The organism is Subtercola endophyticus (assembly GCF_021044565.1).
In the GTDB taxonomy this organism is placed as follows: Bacteria; Actinomycetota; Actinomycetes; order Actinomycetales; family Microbacteriaceae; genus Subtercola; species Subtercola endophyticus.
This window is the reverse complement of the sequence record NZ_CP087997.1, coordinates 2,785,104-2,801,781: the sequence shown is the minus strand read 5'-3', so window position 1 is coordinate 2,801,781 and position 16,678 is coordinate 2,785,104. Positions and strand designations below refer to the sequence as shown.

Annotated in this window: 14 protein-coding genes; 9 read left to right on the top strand and 5 right to left on the bottom strand. The window is 67.9% G+C overall.

Annotated features, from left to right (window positions below):
• Positions 1-12: 12 nt before the first annotated feature.
• From nrdF to LQ955_RS12900, 3 genes are all read left to right on the top strand, one after another.
• Complete coding sequence (gene nrdF, locus LQ955_RS12905; RefSeq protein WP_231024925.1) at positions 13-987, top strand: class 1b ribonucleoside-diphosphate reductase subunit beta; 975 nt, start codon at positions 13-15, stop codon at positions 985-987.
• Positions 988-1,203: 216 nt separating this feature from the next.
• Positions 1,204-1,332 (top strand): hypothetical protein, encoded by a 129-nt coding sequence (locus tag LQ955_RS20030; protein WP_255713589.1) that lies wholly within the window; start codon positions 1,204-1,206, stop codon positions 1,330-1,332.
• Between the two features lie 78 nt (positions 1,333-1,410).
• Positions 1,411-1,779: a hypothetical protein gene (locus LQ955_RS12900; RefSeq protein WP_231024924.1), complete on the top strand. Its 369-nt coding sequence runs from the start codon at positions 1,411-1,413 to the stop codon at positions 1,777-1,779.
• Between the two features lie 165 nt (positions 1,780-1,944).
• Here LQ955_RS12900 and LQ955_RS12895 read toward each other — a convergent pair whose 3' ends face one another.
• Complete coding sequence (locus LQ955_RS12895) at positions 1,945-2,580, bottom strand: DoxX family protein (RefSeq protein WP_231024923.1); 636 nt, start codon at positions 2,578-2,580, stop codon at positions 1,945-1,947.
• Positions 2,581-2,814: 234 nt separating this feature from the next.
• On the opposite strand from LQ955_RS12895, the gene LQ955_RS12890 reads away from it, so the two are divergent.
• The 3 genes from LQ955_RS12890 to LQ955_RS12880 all read left to right on the top strand — a co-directional run bounded on the left by LQ955_RS12890 (position 2,815) and on the right by LQ955_RS12880 (position 5,239).
• A complete protein-coding gene (locus LQ955_RS12890; RefSeq protein ID WP_231024922.1) occupies positions 2,815-3,471 on the top strand; it encodes a nucleotidyltransferase domain-containing protein in 657 nt (218 codons plus the stop codon).
• Between the two features lie 187 nt (positions 3,472-3,658).
• Positions 3,659-4,069: a hypothetical protein gene (locus tag LQ955_RS12885; RefSeq protein ID WP_231024921.1), complete on the top strand. Its 411-nt coding sequence runs from the start codon at positions 3,659-3,661 to the stop codon at positions 4,067-4,069.
• A gap of 174 nt (positions 4,070-4,243) precedes the next feature.
• The gene (locus LQ955_RS12880; RefSeq protein WP_231024920.1) at positions 4,244-5,239 is read left to right on the top strand and encodes an ornithine cyclodeaminase family protein; all 996 of its coding nucleotides are present in this window, start codon (positions 4,244-4,246) and stop codon (positions 5,237-5,239) included.
• Here the strand turns inward: LQ955_RS12880 and LQ955_RS12875 are convergent.
• Positions 5,214-7,913, bottom strand: coding sequence for an FUSC family protein (locus LQ955_RS12875; protein ID WP_231024919.1), 2,700 nt, complete (start codon positions 7,911-7,913; stop codon positions 5,214-5,216). The two genes, LQ955_RS12880 and LQ955_RS12875, sit on opposite strands and share 26 nt — an antisense overlap.
• A 164-nt stretch (positions 7,914-8,077) precedes the next feature.
• Between LQ955_RS12875 and LQ955_RS20120 the strand changes: the two genes are divergently transcribed.
• Positions 8,078-9,598, top strand: coding sequence for a glycerate kinase (locus LQ955_RS20120; RefSeq protein ID WP_313788350.1), 1,521 nt, complete (start codon positions 8,078-8,080; stop codon positions 9,596-9,598).
• Between the two features lie 55 nt (positions 9,599-9,653).
• On the opposite strand, the gene LQ955_RS12860 is transcribed toward LQ955_RS20120, so the two are convergent.
• The 3 genes from LQ955_RS12860 to xylA form a co-directional block, all read right to left on the bottom strand.
• Positions 9,654-10,025: a VOC family protein gene (locus LQ955_RS12860; RefSeq protein WP_231024918.1), complete on the bottom strand. Its 372-nt coding sequence runs from the start codon at positions 10,023-10,025 to the stop codon at positions 9,654-9,656.
• A gap of 377 nt (positions 10,026-10,402) precedes the next feature.
• The gene (locus tag LQ955_RS12855) at positions 10,403-12,211 is read right to left on the bottom strand and encodes an FGGY family carbohydrate kinase (RefSeq protein WP_231024917.1); all 1,809 of its coding nucleotides are present in this window, start codon (positions 12,209-12,211) and stop codon (positions 10,403-10,405) included.
• Positions 12,212-12,320: 109 nt separating this feature from the next.
• Positions 12,321-13,511 carry a xylose isomerase gene (xylA, locus tag LQ955_RS12850; protein WP_231024916.1) on the bottom strand — a complete coding sequence of 397 codons (1,191 nt, stop codon included), beginning with the start codon at positions 13,509-13,511 and terminating at the stop codon, positions 12,321-12,323.
• 248 nt (positions 13,512-13,759) lie between these two features.
• Between xylA and LQ955_RS12845 the strand changes: the two genes are divergently transcribed.
• Positions 13,760-15,133, top strand: coding sequence for an ROK family protein (locus LQ955_RS12845; RefSeq protein WP_231024915.1), 1,374 nt, complete (start codon positions 13,760-13,762; stop codon positions 15,131-15,133).
• Positions 15,134-15,232: 99 nt separating this feature from the next.
• Entirely contained in the window at positions 15,233-16,462 is a 1,230-nt protein-coding gene (locus tag LQ955_RS12840; RefSeq protein ID WP_231024914.1) for a multidrug effflux MFS transporter, read from the top strand.
• Positions 16,463-16,678 lie beyond the last annotated feature (216 nt).

The window sequence follows — 16,678 nt, the reverse complement described above, 5'->3', positions numbered from 1 at the left end:
AAGAAGAAACCCGTGGCTGAACAGCTTCGACTGGCCCGCAATGTGCAGGCCATCAACTGGAACAAGATTCAAGACGACAAAGACGTCGAGGTGTGGAACCGGCTCGTCAACAACTTCTGGTTGCCCGAGAAGGTTCCACTCTCGAACGACGTGCAGTCGTGGGCCACGCTGACTCCGGCCGAGCAGCAGCTCACGATGCGGGTATTCACGGGGCTGACGCTGCTCGACACGATTCAGGGCACCGTGGGTGCGGTGAGCCTGATTCCAGATGCGGTGACCCCGCACGAAGAGGCGGTGTACACCAACATCGCCTTCATGGAATCGGTGCACGCCAAGTCGTACTCGTCGATCTTCTCCACGCTGTCGAACACCAAAGACATCGACGAGGCGTTCCGCTGGTCGACCGAGAACCCCAACCTGCAGAAGAAGGCAGACATCGTTCTCGACGACTATCACGGCGACGATCCGCTGAAGCGTAAGGTCGCGTCGACCCTGCTCGAGTCGTTTCTGTTCTACTCGGGCTTCTACCTGCCGATGTACTGGTCTTCGCGCGCGAAGCTGACGAACACCGCTGACCTCATTCGCCTCATCATTCGGGATGAAGCGGTGCACGGCTATTACATCGGCTACAAGTTTCAGCGTGGGCTCGAGAAGGTCGACCAGGCCAAGCGCGACGAGATCAAGGACTACACGTTCTCGCTCGTTTACGACCTCTACGAGAACGAGACGCAGTACACCCAAGACCTCTACGACGAGGTCGGTCTGACCGAAGACGTGAAGAAGTTCTTGCACTACAACGCCAATAAGGCGCTGATGAACCTCGGTTACGAGCCGATGTTCCCCAAGACGGTCACCGACGTGAATCCCGCGATCCTGTCGGCTCTCTCGCCGAACGCCGACGAGAACCACGACTTCTTCTCGGGCTCGGGTTCGTCGTATGTCATCGGCAAGGCGGTCAACACCGAAGACGAGGACTGGGACTTTTAGGCGTTGCACATCAACGCCTAAGAGCCCCAAGGGGGCTGTAGTTATGGCTGCGCCGCCGCCGCTGCGGCGCAGCCATTGGCCGTGCAGGCGCCGTCACGCGTTCCGGTCGATGAGGCTCTCGGCGCGTAACGTCTTGGCCATGTCGTTCATCCGCACGAAATCACCGGTCGCACGGTAACGTTGACCGGATGCCCGCGGGTTCGTCATGGCCGAGATGTGTATCTCGGCGAGGTCTCTGACGTCGGCGATCTCGAGCCCGATGCGCGGTGTGCCGGGCAGGCTGCAGGCGAGCAGAACGCAGCGACAGGATGCTCGTACATCGTGCTCGACGGCCTGACGGCCTGACGGCTAGACATCTGCGCCGACGCCGTGCTGCGGGGGACGTGCTGCCGGATCCGGTGTCGCTGTTACCCTCGAAACACGATGATCACGCGACGAGAAGCAGCGCTGAGGCTCGACATCACCCTCGAAATGGCGCAGCGGCACGGCATTCCCACCAGGCTGAGTGAGGCCGAGGTTGCGGCGATCGACGCCGATCCGCCCGCCTGGTTGCTGCAGTCCCGCGCCAATCGCACGGGCAAGAAGCCCACCTGGGTGCAGCTCTCCTGCTGGGTGTGCGGGTACTCCGAGGCCGTTCGGCCCAAGAAGTGGTGGCCGGCCTTCACCTACCTGAGCTGCGACATCCACTCGCCCGACGAGCTGCCGCACAAAGCATCCGGTCTCGTGCGACGCGAATTCGACGGCATCGGCAGCCGCTTCGTGGGCGTCGTCGACGAGCTCCCCTCCTCCTGAGCCCCCCTCCTCCTGAGCCCCCCTCCTCCTCCTCGCCCTCCTCAGCCCCGCCTCCCCTCCTCGCCGAGAGCATCGACTTTGCGAAAAAGCCCCCAACGTGCGCGTTTTGGGGGCTTTTTCGCAAAGTGGATGCTCGTGGTGGTGCGGGAGGGGAGGGGAGCGTGCTTAGGCGGCGCCGCTTTCGGCGGCGACCTCTTCGGAGTCTGCGGGGAGCATCCCCTCGGGCTCTTCGCTCGAAGTGAGGGCGTCATCGGGACCGTCGGCGGGGCCGTCGTCATCAGAGGAGGGGCCATCACCCGGATCGCCGAAGGGGGTTCCGCCGCGGCGCCCGAGTTCGACGGCCGCGATCGAACCGACGATGCCTCCGACAAGGGCGAAGACCACGCCGAACGTGCCCCAGCGCCGCTTGCCCAGTGCGGCGTCGATCGACACCGTGCCGGGCCCGTCGTCGCTCAGCGCAGCAACGGCCGCGATGAGCACGGCGTTGTATTCGAATCCGCCGCCGCCGTTCCACACGCCGTTCTTCCAGTGCACCTTGCGAATCGCCGTGATCATGGTCGAAATGAGCCCCGCCGCCGCGACTGGCGTCAGAAACCCGAGTGCAAGCGCGACCCCTCCCGCAGTCTCTGTGCCGCCCGCCAGAAACGCATTACGGCGGCCGGGCCGCATGTTCATGCTCTCCATCGCGCCCGACATCGCGTCGATGCCCGGGCCCCCGAACGAGCCCCGCAGTTTTTGCAGACCGTGGCCGACGAACAGCCCTCCGACCACCAGTCGAAGAATGAGCTTGCCCAGATTCATGACTACCTCCCGTGCAGTGGATGATCGTTGCCGAGGTTTCCCCTTGCGCCAAGGTATCGCAGCTCGCGCCGACCCGCCCAGGCCTTGACGACGTCTGTGACCACGACCGCGCTTTTTCGCAAATCGGTCTGCAATGCGCTTCTCCGAGTACGAGCTGTATTGTGTGCATATGAACACATTTCTGTTCATGCGCACACTATTCTGACACGCAAGTTCCGTGGGAGGCGAATGTCAATGGATCTCTCTGATCCGATCCATTCGGTGACGACCACCGTTGAGGGTCAAATATTTCGCATACTTGTCGGCTCGACTGAAGGCTTCACCGGCTCGAGAATCGCTGAGCTCATCGGTAACAGGTCGAAAACGGGAGTGCGCCTTGCCCTTTCGAGGCTCGTCGAGGATGGCACTGTTCGAGTACGCTCGCTCGGTCCATCCTTGGTGTACTCCGCGAACCGTGATCACTTGATGTGGCCGTCGATCGAATACGTTGCTGAAGCGGCAAAGTCGGCCCGACAGCGACTTCAGGCGCTCATCGCAGACAAGCTGAACGACCCGGCCCTAGAACCAGAAGCTCTGTCGGCGATCACCCTGGCGTTTTTTGGGTCGGTCGCCCGCGGTGATAGTTCTCGCCTGAGTGATGTCGACCTTCTCGCCGTCTTTCCCTCCTGCGTTTCGAATGGGGTTGCGCAGCGCATTGTCGACGAGATCGTGGTGGCCGTTGACCATGCGACGGGCAACGAGTGCAATGTCTACCGTATCGACGAGAGCCGTTTCGACGAGCTTGTCGATGTTGGCGACCCGATGATCGCCTCGTGGCACGCTGAAGCGCGCACGTTTCACGGGCCGGACGTTCAGGGCCGAATCCGAGTTCGCAGAGCCAATCATCCCTAGGCCGTGTTGCCAAAGTGCGCGCCGGCTGCGCGAGCCCTAGTTTGTCGGTCTGCGGCGTTGTCGTCGTCGGCCGCACCGCCGGTGCGACTCTCCTCCTCCGCCTTGCATCCCGTCAAACCAGACCTCGCTCGCTAGACCCGCACTTTGGCAACACGGCCTAGCCGTCTTGCCATGGCAGAATATGAGCATGATTCAGACAGCTCGAATGACCGCTCATCTCGTCGGCCAGCGCGCCGGAACGGCAGCCGAGTTTCTTCAAGTCGCGCATGAGCGCCTCGAGTTCATCCGCAGCGAGTCGGGTGATTCTGCCGAGGCTCAGGTGGCCGCCTCCAGCGCGATCAGCGCAGGCATAGCCGCGGTCGACGCGATTTGCGGAAAGGTGCTCGGGGAACGCGCGAACGATCACGATCATCATGGTGCGGTTGTGCTCTTAGAGCGGGTGCGGCCCTCTGGGGCTCAGCTAGCGCGGCGGCTGCGCAGTTTGCTTGCGGAGAAGAGTCAGCTTCAGTACGGCGGATACTGCACAGCTGCGGTGGCCCGCGCCATGACTCGCGACGCTGAGAGGTTGGTCGAGGCCATGGCCGCCTACGAGATCTGAGGGAGAAGGGCGCATCTGGGCGCCCTGCGAGTTCAGGGACGCGCGTTTAGTGAGGGTGGGCATGCGGAGCATCGAGAGGCGCTGGAATACTGGAGGCATGACCAGAGCGGTGGGGTGCGGCAGGCGCGAGAGCGCGGTGGATTGGGCGAGTGACGGTTTCGGGCGGAGGTGCTCGTGACGATCATCCTGAGCCGGGGTGATGTCGAGGGGCTGGTGCCGATGGGCGACGTGATCGATGCCGTCGAGAACGCCCACGCCGACCTGTCGCGGCAGACGGCGGCGCAGCCGGCCCCTACGTCGCTTTCGCTGGCGTCGGGCAGCGCGGTGTTTCTGCCGATGTCGGCGATGGCCGACCGGCAGGGGGTGGCGGCGGTGAAGTTCATGGCGGACATTCCCGATAACGCGGCGAGAGGGATGCCCGTGCAGCGCAGCACCGTGTTGTTGCTGTCGCAGCGAACGGGGGAGTGCCTGGCCGTGATCGACGGGCAGACTCTCACCCGGCAGCGTACGGCGGCCGCTAGTGCGGTGGCCTCGCGGCACCTGGCCCGGCCCGAGAGTTCGGTGCTCGGGCTGGTGGGGGCCGGTAATCTCGCGATCGAGCACGTGCGGGCGCTGACGGCGGTTCTTCCCGTGACGCGGGTTCTGGTGTGGTCGCGGCGTGCCGAGACGGTGCAGCGCTTTCGTGACCGGGTTGCCGAGTTCTCGGCCGTCGAGGTCGAGGTCGCACCTAGCGTCGAACACACCGTGCGGGAGTCTGACGTGCTGTGCACGCTCACTCCGTCGCGAGAGCCGATCGTGCAGGGGGCGTGGTTTCGGCCGGGGTTGCACATCAATGCGGTCGGCGCTCCGCCGCGGGCGGATCACCGCGAGATCGATTCCGCGGGAATGGGGCTGGCGAGCCTGTTCGTCGACTCGCTCGCGACTTCGAATCTGAAGTCGGGCGATCTGCTGCTCGCCCGAAAAGACGGCTACGTGCCCGACGATAAGCCGGTCGTCGAGCTCGGCGATGTCATCACCGGTGTCGCCGACGGGCGAACCGGCGCTGAGCAGATCACGCTGTTCAACTCCGTCGGCCTTGCCCTGCAAGATCTCGCCATCGGGGCATTGATGTTGGCGGCGGCGCAGGCCGAGGGCCGTGGAACCGTTATCGACCTGTCGTCGGCGAGCTGACGGATGCCCGGTCGGGCGGTGTCACGGCGTACAGACGGGCGATGCCGCCGAGCGCCGATTCGATGCGCGTAAGTTCACGCAGGTGGTCGGGGAGGTCGGCGTCGCCGAACTCTGGGTCTCCGTCGGCGCTGCCGAACTCTGGGTCTCCGTCGGCGCTGCCGAACTCTGGATCTCCGTCGGCGCTGCCGAACTCTGGATCTCCGTAGACGCGATCGGCGCTCCCGGGTCGAGACACACCGAGTGCGCCGCCCGGAGCCGGTCGGGCCGCCTCGTGCTCCCCGTTGCTGAACCGGGCTGACCCGCCGAGCGCCACGACGACGGCATCGACCGTGAGGCTGATGCGGGTCGTGGTCGCGGTCAGAGCATCCCGTTGAGGGGAAGAGAGGGGCGGGCTGGTCTCCGCTCCCGCCGCGAGCAGCCGGGCCGACGCGGTGATTCCGTGCAGCAGAGTGCGAGTTTCGGCGTCGCGGCGGTAGGGGCCTCCGCTCGTTACCGCGACGAGGGGCTTCATGACCGCCGTGAGGCCGTAGTTCGCCTGGTCGATGGCCCGGGCATCCGCTCGCAGGCGGGGCAGCTCGGCCAGTGCCGTGGCGCCGGAAGAAGACGCCGAGTCGAACGCTGAAGTAGGCGCAGCCGCTGCGGTTATCGGCGCAGACGCAGGCGCAGATGCATACGCAGATGCAGATGCAGACGCAGATGCAGCCGACAACGCGACCTCGACCTCCCGCACGAACTGGCCGACCGCCCCGAGCTGACGGCGCACAGCGCTGGAGATCATCGCGCCAGTGGCGACCGGCAGGATGAGCAGGCTCACGATGACCGCAACGCTCGCCCCGAGCATGTTCTCGGCCAGGCGCAGCGGCAGCAGGGCGTCTTCGAACTGCCCGGCGAACGCATACACCTGGCAGATGGCCACGACCAGGCAGAGCACCCACACCCAATAGTGCGAACTGAACCAGTACGCGCCGATCGCGAGGCTCACGACAATGAGCGCGAGGCTCAGCCACACGTGCGTCGTGCCGAGAGCATCGACAGCCAGGATGCCCAGAACCCCGCCCGCGACCGTGCCGGCGCCGCGACTCAGCACTTTTCGCACGCGTTCGTGGGTGGAGTTGGTTCCGGCGAGAATCACCATGACCCCGATGACGCCCCAGTAGAAGCGATCGGCGCCGAGCCACACCGCGAGAGGTTCGACGATGGCCACGGCGATGGCCGCCTGAATAGCCGTGCGCAGCGGCGCCGAGATGCGCCAGCGGCCCCAGACTCCCGTCATTCCGCCCCCGGCGAGGGTGTCGCCGAGAATCGGCACGGAGCCGGCGACGCGTCCCGAGGCGAGAGCGATCGATGACGCGAACGGTTCGCCTACGGCGTCGTCGAGGGTTCGCTCGAGTTCGGTCCAGCGGTCGGCAGAGTGCTGCAGGTCGTGCAGCAGGCCGATCAGGCGGTGGATGTCGCGGCGAGCCTCGCGCGCGGCTTCGTCGTTGCTCGGGGGGTTGTCGTGCATCCACTGCCCGAGATCGGCCGCGGCGGAGGAGGCGACCCGGCCGCCGTGCTGGTGAACGTTGCGGAGTGCTGCGGCCACGGCGAGCTGGGCGGCGTGGCCGCGTTCGGCAGAATCGGCAGGATCGGCGGGGTCTGCGCGGTCGGCCAGATCATGGCTGCCGCTGCCGCTGGCGGTGCGGTCGGCGTCACGGCGCGGGTTGGTGTCGCGCTGTGCGAGTTGCTCTGTGAGGCGGCCGATGCCGTCGACAGACAGCTCGAGGTCGAAGAGCAGGCGGTGAAAGTCTTCGGCGGCTGCGCCGCTCAGCCCGGAGCCCGGCAGGGAGAGCAACCCGTCGGCGACCAGTGCGGCACCGTGCAGCTGCGCCAACCGGTGGTGGAGGCGCTTACGCTCGCGGGTGGCGCGCGCGGCCGACGCGGCCGACGCGGCGCGCGAGGCTTGGCCGGCTTGCGCTGCTTGCGCGGTGCGCGAGGCTTGCCCGGCGCGCGCTGCTTGCCCGGCTGGCGCTTCCGCCGCCCCGGCCTCGAGCACGGCGATCGACGACTCGACGACGCGAGAGCTCCAGCCGGCGACGGCTCGGCGCGTGCGGGTCAACGCCAGAAACGTGTTCGGCCGAAAGAACAGCGAACGCACGGCGATCGTGGCGGCGAGAGACGCGGCTCCGACCGCCGCCAGGCCTTCGAAAGAAGTCAGCGGCAACGGCAGCAGCAGGCCGCACAGATACGCAGCGAACAAGACGGCCGTGAAGTCGGCGGCCCAGACCCCGAATCGGTTCGCGTAGAACTGCAGAAACAGCAGCACCACCATGAGCGACAGCTCGAGAAGGCGGTAGTCGTGCAGCGCGAGACTTCCGAACAGCGCAATGACGAACGGCACGAAGACCACTGCAGAGCGCGCGGCGACCCGGCCGGCCCGGTCGTCGGTGATGATGAAGCAGGTCAAGAAGGCGGGCAGGGCGCCGAGCATGAGCCCGACCGACACCGGTAACCCGACAAGCAGCGCCACGCCGAATCCGACGGCGAGCCCCACCGGAACGCAGACGAGCATGCGCAGCCCCGTGTGCAGTTTCACGAGCCCGAGATCGCGCATCAGCACCGCATCCCACCACGAGCGGCGGTGTGCCGTGCCGGCGGATGCTCGCACTGCTGCCTGTGGTCGTGCAATGGTCGTCATGCGGGCCCCCGGCTCAGTCGGTCTCTTCAAAACGCGTGAAGTCGGCATTGGCCCAGCGGCGCAAGGGCAGATAGTTGCTCCCTGTTAAGTACATTCTAGGCGGAGGATGGCGCGCAGACGCCGATGGAGTATCACCGTGAGCGGATTACGGCAGGATGGGAGGCATGAGCCCGTCGCTGAACGTCGTTGTCGCGCCCGATTCGTTCAAGGGCAGCGCGACCGCCGCCGAGGTGGCCGCCGCGCTCGGCGCGGGCTGGAGCGAGGCTCGCCCCGACGACACGGTTCAGCTTCTGCCGATGGCCGACGGCGGCGAGGGAACGATCGACGCCTTCGCCGTGGCTGTGCCGGGGAGCATCCGCATCGCCGTCACCGTGACCGGCCCCGCCGGCGAGCCCGTCGACGCCGAGTGGCTGTGGCTGCCGCCGGCACCGGGCGACACGGGCACGGGCGGAACAGGGGTCGTCGAACTCGCCAATACCAGCGGCCTCACGCTGCTCGCTGAGCTACGGCCAAAGGATGCCCACACCCTGGGCTTCGGCCAGGCCATCGCCGCGGCGCTCGACCATGGCGTCGACAGGCTGCTGCTCGCCATCGGCGGCAGCTCCTCGACCGATGGCGGAGCGGGGGCGCTCACCGCGTTGGGTGCTCGCTTTCTCGACGCGGCGGGTGATGCGGTTGCGGTGGGTGCTCGCGGACTGGCGCAGCTGCACAGCGTCGAGCTGGGCTCGCTGCGCGCCCTGCCCGTCGACGGGGTTTCGGTGATCACCGACGTCACGAACCCGCTGCTCGGCGAGAACGGCGCCGCTGCCGTCTTCGGCCCGCAGAAGGGCGCCGACGCCGAGACGGTGGCCGAACTGGATGCCGCACTCGCCAGCTTCGCCCGAGTACTCGGCGCGACCCCGGCGTCGGTTGCGGCAGCGGATGCTCCCGCCGACCTGCACGAGTGGTCGGAGGGTGACCTCGGCTACATCGCCGACCCCGTGACGGGCGAGGCCGACACCTCGGCGGCGGAGCTGGTGGAGCGGGTGCTTGCGTCGACCGCCGCGAGCGACGCGGAAAATGTTGGGGCCGGCGCGGATGGCGCGGACGGCGCGCGAGACCAGGGTGTCGCGGCCGGCGCGGGCGACGTGGATGGCGCGCGGGACCAGGCCGTCGCGGCTGGCGCGGGCGACGCGGATGATGCGCGAGACCAGGCCGGCGCGGATGGCGCGGATGGCGCGCGAGACCAGGCCGGCGCGGACGGCGCGCGAGACCGGGGCGTCGCTGACGGCGTGCCCGACGTGCATGCCGCGGGGGCGGGTGCCGCCGGCGGAACCGGGTTCGGGCTGCTGCTGTGGGGAGCGAGCATCCACCCCGGTGCCGACGCCGTTGGCGCAGCGATCGGGCTGCCCGCGCAGGTGGAGCGTGCCGACGTGGTGATCACCGGCGAAGGACGGTTCGACAACCAGTCGGCCGCGGGGAAGGTTCCGAGCTACGTGCTCGCCCTCGCGCAGAAGTACGACACGTTCCCGTTGCTGGTGGCGGGCGCGATCGAAACCGACCCCGACGACTTTGCGGCGTTCGTGTCGCTCGCGGAGCTCGCCGGAAGCTCCGCCGAGGCCATCGCGAACCCGAAACCGTTCTTGCACGCGGCCGGTCGTTCGCTCGCCCGCGGCGACGCCAAGACCCCCGCCGCTTCCGCCTGACCCGCCGGTGCGAGCATCCGGTCGCACGGTGCGCCGCAGAGGCGGCGGCGCACATTCACCGCATCGCGGTCTCCTGCAGCACGATGCCGTTGCCGTCGGGGTCGTCGAAGGTCACGAAGGTTCCCCAGGGCTGCTGCTCGATGGGGCTTGTCGCCACGCCGAGGGCGGTCAGCCGCTCGACCTCGCCGACGAGATCGTCGGTCTCGAGCACGATTCCCTTTGTCGAGCCGGCCGGCATGCTCTCGAACCAGGTGACGAGCGTGATGGAGGTCGGGGCTCCGGGCGGAGAGACCTGTAGCCAGCGCATGTCAGGCCCCATCTGCACGTCGTTGACGAGATCGAACCCGAGCGTGCCTACGTAGAAGTCGCGCGCCCGATCTTGGTCGCTCACCGGAACCGAGAACAGCTGCACATGCGTGATCGTCATGCCGCAATCATGCGCGGGCGCAGGTAGCCCGTCAACACCCCCGGCGCTCGACTCGCGGATGCTCTGCCGCCCCCGCAGCGCGTTGCCGCTTCTTCGTGAGGTCGTCGCGCCACAACTGAGGCCGCCACAACCGCCTCACGTGAGTCATATCTGCCTCACGACACAAGGGCTGCGTGGACGACCCGGGTGTGGCGCACCGAACGTGGTCGGCGAAACGCGGCGACCGCGCTCGTCGCGTTTCGCGTTGGTAGCGGCCGATACCTAGACGCGAGCATCCAGTCGCACGTGCGCCGTCCCCACCGGCCCCTCCACCCGCCGCGAGCGGCGCGCGGAGCCTCGGGCCGGCGTGGGCCCAGAAGCGGCGGCGCACCAATAAATCAGCGCGGCAGCGAGCCGAGTTGTTGCGCGCGGCGGTATTGCGCCGTGATGGCCGGCACAGTTGCCACGGGCAGTTCGGCGACGAACGAGACGGGCCAGGTCGGGCGGGTGCCGGTGAGGGTCCAGGCGGCTTGACGTGCTGCGCCGTCGGCGACGTACTCACCCGGGGTCGGCACCGAAACCGCAACGTCGAACACCTGCGACGCGACCGCTTGTACCGCTGCGTTCTGGGCGGCGCCGCCGACGAGCAGGATTCGCCGGGCATCCACCCCCAGCGAACGAATGGCAGCGACGCCGTCGGCGAGTGCGCACAGCATGCCCTCGATGGCGGCCCGAGCGAGATTCTCGCGCGTGGTGCTGCCGAGGGTGAGGCCGGCGAGTGTGGCCGTGGCGTCGGGCAGGTTCGGAGTGCGCTCGCCCTCGAAGTAGGGCACGAGCACGAGCCCGCCCGAGCCGGGTTCGGCGTCGAGCGCGAGGGCGGCAAACTGGTCGTAGTCGACGCCGAGCAGCGTGCTGATGCTGGCGAGCACCCGGGCAGCGTTCAGCGTCGCCACGAGGGGCAGGAAGGCTCCGGCGGCGTCGGCGAAACCGGCGACGGTTCCGGTGACGTCGGCGACCGGATGCTCGGTGACCGCGAAGGCGGTGCCGGAGGTTCCGATGCTGATTACGACGTCGCCCGCGGTGGCGTTGAGGCCGAGTGCGGCCCCGGCGTTGTCGCCTGCGCCGGCCCCGACGAGGATGCCCGCGGGAATGATCGGCGCGGCGAACTCGGCGGCGGGGGTGGTGACGCCCGTGCCGAGCACCGCGTCGCCCGGGTGGTCGACCGTCACGCCCGCCACCTCGCCCGTCTGCACGACGCGCGGCAGGATGACCGGCGGCAGCAGTTCGGCCGCCGCCGCTTGACCCACCGACTCGAGTTCGGGCTCGCCGGTGGCGGGGTCGGCGCCGAAGCTGCCGAAGCCGGGTTGCACCGAGTCGTCACCGAGCGACCCGTCCACGGTGGCGCCGTAAGCAGTGGCGCCATCCGTCGAGTGATCGCTCGACGCCGTGCTGTCGCTCTCGCCCAGCGCCTCGTTCACGAGCCCGGCCACGGCGGCATCGACGATGCGCTCCTGCTCGGCCTCCAGCGCGGAGTCGGCGTGGGCCTCGACCGCCGCCTCGGCTGCTCCGAGCGCCTCGACGGCGGGGCGGCCGAAGGCTTGCTCGAACAGCGCGAAATCGTAAGCGTTCGCTGCCGGGCTCCAGTACGAGGTGCCACTCGCGTCAGAGCGGTCGGTGGTCAGGGCATCCAGTACCGGCCCGAGCGGCGACTCGTCGGCGGGGCCGTAGCCCAGCAGCCGCCAGGTGAGCCAGTCGTGCGGAAGCGCCACGGCCGCCACCCGCGCCGCATTCGCGGGCTCGGCGTCGCGCAGCCAGCGCAGTTTCGTGGCGGTGAACGAGGCCACGGGAAGCGATCCGGTGCGCGCCGCGAAGCCGTCGGGGCCGTCGGCGCCGACCTCGGCGATCAGTGCCGACGCGGCGGCGGCGCTGCGGGTGTCGTTCCAGAGCAGGGCGTCACGAATCACTCGGCCCTCGGCGTCGAGCACGACCATGCCGTGCTGCTGCCCACCGATGGCGACGGCCGACACGTCGCCGAACCCGCCCGCGTCGGCGATGGCGGTCTTCAGCGCGACCCACCATGCTTCGGGGTCGACCTCTGTGCCCTCCGGATGCCCGGCTTTTCCCTGGCGAACGAGCGCCCCCGTCGTGGCGTCGCGCACCACGACCTTGCAGCTCTGCGTACTCGAGTCGATTCCGGCGACGAACATCGGCGTTCCTTACTTCACACGTGGGTCAGATTCAGGTTTGGCGCTCGCCCACTGTGCGCAGAAGCACCTCAGAACGCGATCTTAGGTGCTTCTGCGCACATTCGGCGGGTTAGCGCGCGCCCGTCAGGTGCTCGAGTGCGAGCTGGTTGAGGCGCACGAAGCCGAAGCCTTTGCCGTTGAAGTAGACCGAGGGGTCGAAGTCTTCGTAGGCGCTGCGGTCGGCCAAGAGCTCGGTGTACGACTCGCCTTCGGCGAGCGTGGGTTCGGCGAGCTCTGCAACACGCGAGGCGGCGAGCGCCTCCTGCACCTCGGGGTCGGCGCGGAAGGCCGCGGCGCGCTCCTTCAGCAGCAGGTAGGTGCGCATGTTCGCTGCGACCGAATCCCAGACGCCCGTGAAGTCTTCCGTGCGCGACGGCTTGTAGTCGAAGTGGCGCGGTCCGTCGTAGACGGGTCCGCCGGTGGGCGAGCCGTTCTCGAGCAGGTCGACGAGCGCGAACGCGTTGTACAGGTCGCCGTGACCGAACACGAGGTCTTGGTCGTACTTGATTCCGCGCTGGCCGTTGAGGTCGATGTGGAACAGCTTGCCCTGGTACAGCGCCTGAGCGATGCCCGAGGCGAAGTTCAGCCCCGCCATCTGCTCGTGCCCGACCTCCGGGTTGACGCCCACGAGATCGGGGCGCTCGAGCGTCTGGATGAACGCCATGGCGTGCCCGACGGTCGGCAGCAGAATGTCGCCGCGGGGTTCGTTCGGCTTCGGCTCGATGGCGAAGCGAATGTCGTAGCCCTTGTCGGTGACGTAGTCGCCCAGCAGGTTCACGGCCTCGCGGTAACGCTCCAGCGCCGACCGGATGTCTTTGGCCGCGTCGTACTCAGCGCCCTCGCGCCCGCCCCACATGACGAACGTCTTCGCGCCCAGCTCGGCCGCGAGGTCGATGTTGCGCAGCACCTTGCGCAGCGCGAACCGGCGCACGGCCCGGTCGTTCGACGTGAAGCCGCCGTCTTTGAACACCGGAGCGCTGAACAGGTTCGTCGTGATCATCGGCACGATGACGCCGGTGTCGGCCAGTGCGCCCTTCAGGCGGTCGATCTGCTTCTGGCGCTCGGCGTCGGTCGAGCCGAACGCGAACAGGTCGTCGTCGTGAAACGTCAGGCCGTACGCGCCGGCCTCGCTGATCTTCTCGACGCCCTCAACGACGTCGAGCGGAGCGCGGGTCGGGCCGCCGAACGGGTCGGCGCCGTTGTAGCCGATCGTCCAGAGTCCGAAAGAGAATTTGTCATCGCGGGTGGGCGTGAGAGACATGCCGTAGTGCTCCAGTCAGCATCGTTGGTGATACAGGTCGTTGAGTGGGTAACAGCTAAAAAGTTACCACGCCCAACATATTCCGGATGCACGGCGAATGTCAAAGGGAAAGATGTCAGCCCTGGCAGCTGACGCGCGTGCGTCCGCTTTGGCCGAGTGCCGTTTTGCGGTATATGTTTCAAAGGTCAACAAAGGGATTTTGGGTAGCCGAAGCCCCGCCATCGTTTCGCCGAAAAGGATGCCTCTGCATGACGCTCGCCCGATCATCCAGCGCCGGCGCAGCTTCACCCGGCATCGCCGCAGAGGCCATGCCTCGCCCGAGTGCGCCCCGGCCGCTCGCCGCGGGCGTCGGCAACAGCAACGACCAGACCCGCCGCCACAACCTCTCGACCATCCTGACGATGCTGCACCACGGCGGCGCCCAGACCCGTGCCCAGCTGACCCGCCTCTCGGGCCTGAACCGCTCGACGATCGGCGCGCTCGTCACCGAATTGGGCGACCTCGGGCTCGCCTACGAAACCGAGCCGCACGATTCCGGGCTCGTCGGCCGCCCGAGCCCCATCGTGCACGCGAACGAGAAGGTCGTCGCGATCACGGTGAACCCCGACGTCGACGCGATCACGATCGGGGTCGTGGGGCTCGGCGCCGAGTTGCACAAGCGCATCCGGTTCGAGACGGCGAGCGTGCCGACCGTGCGCGAGGCTGTCAACGTGGTCACGGCGGTCGTCGCCGGCATGCAGTCCGAGCTCGAGGCGCAGTTCCGGGTGGTCGGCGTGGGCATCGCCATTCCGGGCCTGGTGAACTCGAACGACGGAACCGTGCTGCTCGCCCCGCACCTCGACTGGCACGACGAGTCGGTCGCTCGCCCGATGGCGGATGCCCTGGGGTACCCGGCCCGCGCCGCTAACGACGCCGGGCTGGCCACCGTGGCCGAGAGCCTGTTCGGCAGCGGCCGCGGAGTCAGCGATCTCGTCTACCTCAACGGCAGCGCCAGCGGTATCGGCGGCGGAGTGCTGGTGGGCGGCTCGATGCTGCGCGGAGCCCAGGGGTTCGCCGGCGAACTGGGTCATACGCTCGTGAACAGTACGGGCATCCGGTGTCACTGCGGAAAGATCGGCTGCCTGGAGACCGAGGTCAACCTCGGGCGCCTGCTCGCGGTGCTCGGCCGCGACAGCCTGGGGCTCGACGAGCTCGACGCCCTGCTGGTGCCCATTGCGCCGCCGAGCGACGCGGGCGCGGCGGATGACCGGGATTCCGCTCGCTCGAACCCGGCCGCGCTCGCTCCCGCGGTCGCGCCTGGGCTCCCGCCCGCGCCGGCCGATCGGCTGACACCGGATGTTCGTGCCGAGGTCGACCGGCAGCTCGACGTTCTGGCGCTCGCCATCGGCAACTTCATCAGCGTCTTCAACCCCGAATCGTTCGTTCTCGGCGGGTTTCTCGGCTCGCTCTACGGTGCGAACCCCGAGCGCCTGCGCGCGGCCGTGAAAAGCGTTAGTTTTGGAACGTTGGGGGATTCGGTTCGCATCGATCGCGCTCAGCTGCGCTCGCGCCTGCTGACCATCGGAGCCGCCGAACTCGCCTTCGCCGAGCTGCTCGCAGACCCGGCCGGCACCTCTTTCTAGTCCGATCCGTCAGAACCCCTCCCCGTTGCTCGCTCTTTTCGATGTGCTCCTTTCGAATCGATTCGACGTGGCACACAGACCCACCGAACAAGGAACCCCGTGACTCTCGCTGTGCACCCCGGTGACGCGCTGACCCGCCGCCAGCGCACCGTCTACATCGTCATTCTCGGCGCGCTCAGCGCCCTCGGGCCGTTCACCATCGACCTCTACCTACCGGCGTTCCCGGCGCTCGAGGCTGACCTGAACGTACCGGTCGCGATCATTCAGCTCACCCTCACCGGCACCACGATCGGCTTCGCTCTCGGGCAGTTGCTCGTCGGCCCGTGGAGCGACGCGGTGGGGCGCCGTCTGCCGCTCATTGCCTCGACCACGTTGCACATCGCCGCCTCGCTGGGAGCGGCGGTGGCGCCGAACGTCGAGGTACTCGGCCTGTTCCGGGTGCTGCAGGGAGTCGGCGCGGCAGCCGGCGGGGTGATCGCGATTGCCATGATCCGTGACCTGTTCGCCGGGCATCCGCTCGTCAAGATGCTCGCCCGCATGTCACTCATCACCACCGTCGCGCCCGTCATCGCGCCTGTGATCGGCTCGCAGCTGCTGCAGGTGATGCAGTGGCGCGGCATCTTCTGGGTGCTGGCCGTCTATGGCGTGGTGATTCTTCTCGCGGTGCTGTTCTTCATTGTCGAGACGCTGCCGAAGTCGCGGCGCAACGACCGCGGGCACACCACGATTCGCCAGCGCTATCGTTCGGTGCTCGGCGACCGGGTGTTCGTCGGGGTGGCGATCATGGGCGGCATGACGTTCGCGGGGCTGTTCTCGTACCTGTCGGCGTCGCCGTTTCTGTTTCAGGTGGTGTACTCGTTCAGCCCGCAACAGTACGGGCTGCTGTTCGCGGTGAACTCGGTCGGGCTGATCATCGGCATTCAGACCAGTGCACGGCTGATCAGGCGATTTCCACCCCAGTGGATTCTCGCGTTCTCTACCGTGCTGCTGCTGGTGGCGGCGCTCACGATCGTGGTTCTCGATGCGAACGGCGGCGGACTCTGGGGAGTGCTCGTGCCGCTGTGGTTCTTCTTGCTCGCGGCGGGGTTCGGCGCCCCGTGCATCCAGGTGCTCGCCCTCAACAACCACGGACACGAGGCGGCCACCGCCGCGTCGCTGCTCGGGGCCGTCAACTTCGGGCTCGCCGGCGCCATCTCGCCCATCGTGGGAGCCTTCGGCGTCGCCAACGCCATTCCGATGGGCGTGGTGATGGCCCTCACGGCAACGGTGTCGATCGTGTTGCTCTGGGCCGTGGTGCGCCCGCGCTCGGTGGCGGCCATCACGCACTGACGCTGCCCTGCCTCCGCGGCCCGGCCGCGGTCCGCCTCCGCTACCCCGCCTCGGCGGCCCTGCCGCTACCCCGCCCCCGCGGCCCTGCCTCCGCCACCCCCGTTTCGCGCGTCGATTTCGGCCGCTTCGACAGCGTTTTGGCGACCAAAAGCGACGCGCGAGAGGGGGGACGACGCCCGCGCAACCCCCAGGGGCCTGGGCCGCGCATCGCGTAGG

Coding starts and splice junctions, on each gene's coding strand:
- LQ955_RS12900 (WP_231024924.1), top strand. CDS start 1,411: ATGATCACGCGACGAGAAGCAGCGCTGAGGCTCGACATCACCCTCGAA.
- LQ955_RS12895 (WP_231024923.1), bottom strand. CDS start 2,580: ATGAATCTGGGCAAGCTCATTCTTCGACTGGTGGTCGGAGGGCTGTTC.
- LQ955_RS12890 (WP_231024922.1), top strand. CDS start 2,815: ATGGATCTCTCTGATCCGATCCATTCGGTGACGACCACCGTTGAGGGT.
- LQ955_RS12885 (WP_231024921.1), top strand. CDS start 3,659: ATGATTCAGACAGCTCGAATGACCGCTCATCTCGTCGGCCAGCGCGCC.
- LQ955_RS12875 (WP_231024919.1), bottom strand. CDS start 7,913: ATGACGACCATTGCACGACCACAGGCAGCAGTGCGAGCATCCGCCGGC.
- LQ955_RS20120 (WP_313788350.1), top strand. CDS start 8,078: ATGAGCCCGTCGCTGAACGTCGTTGTCGCGCCCGATTCGTTCAAGGGC.
- LQ955_RS12860 (WP_231024918.1), bottom strand. CDS start 10,025: ATGACGATCACGCATGTGCAGCTGTTCTCGGTTCCGGTGAGCGACCAA.
- LQ955_RS12855 (WP_231024917.1), bottom strand. CDS start 12,211: ATGTTCGTCGCCGGAATCGACTCGAGTACGCAGAGCTGCAAGGTCGTG.
- xylA (WP_231024916.1), bottom strand. CDS start 13,511: ATGTCTCTCACGCCCACCCGCGATGACAAATTCTCTTTCGGACTCTGG.
- LQ955_RS12845 (WP_231024915.1), top strand. CDS start 13,760: ATGACGCTCGCCCGATCATCCAGCGCCGGCGCAGCTTCACCCGGCATC.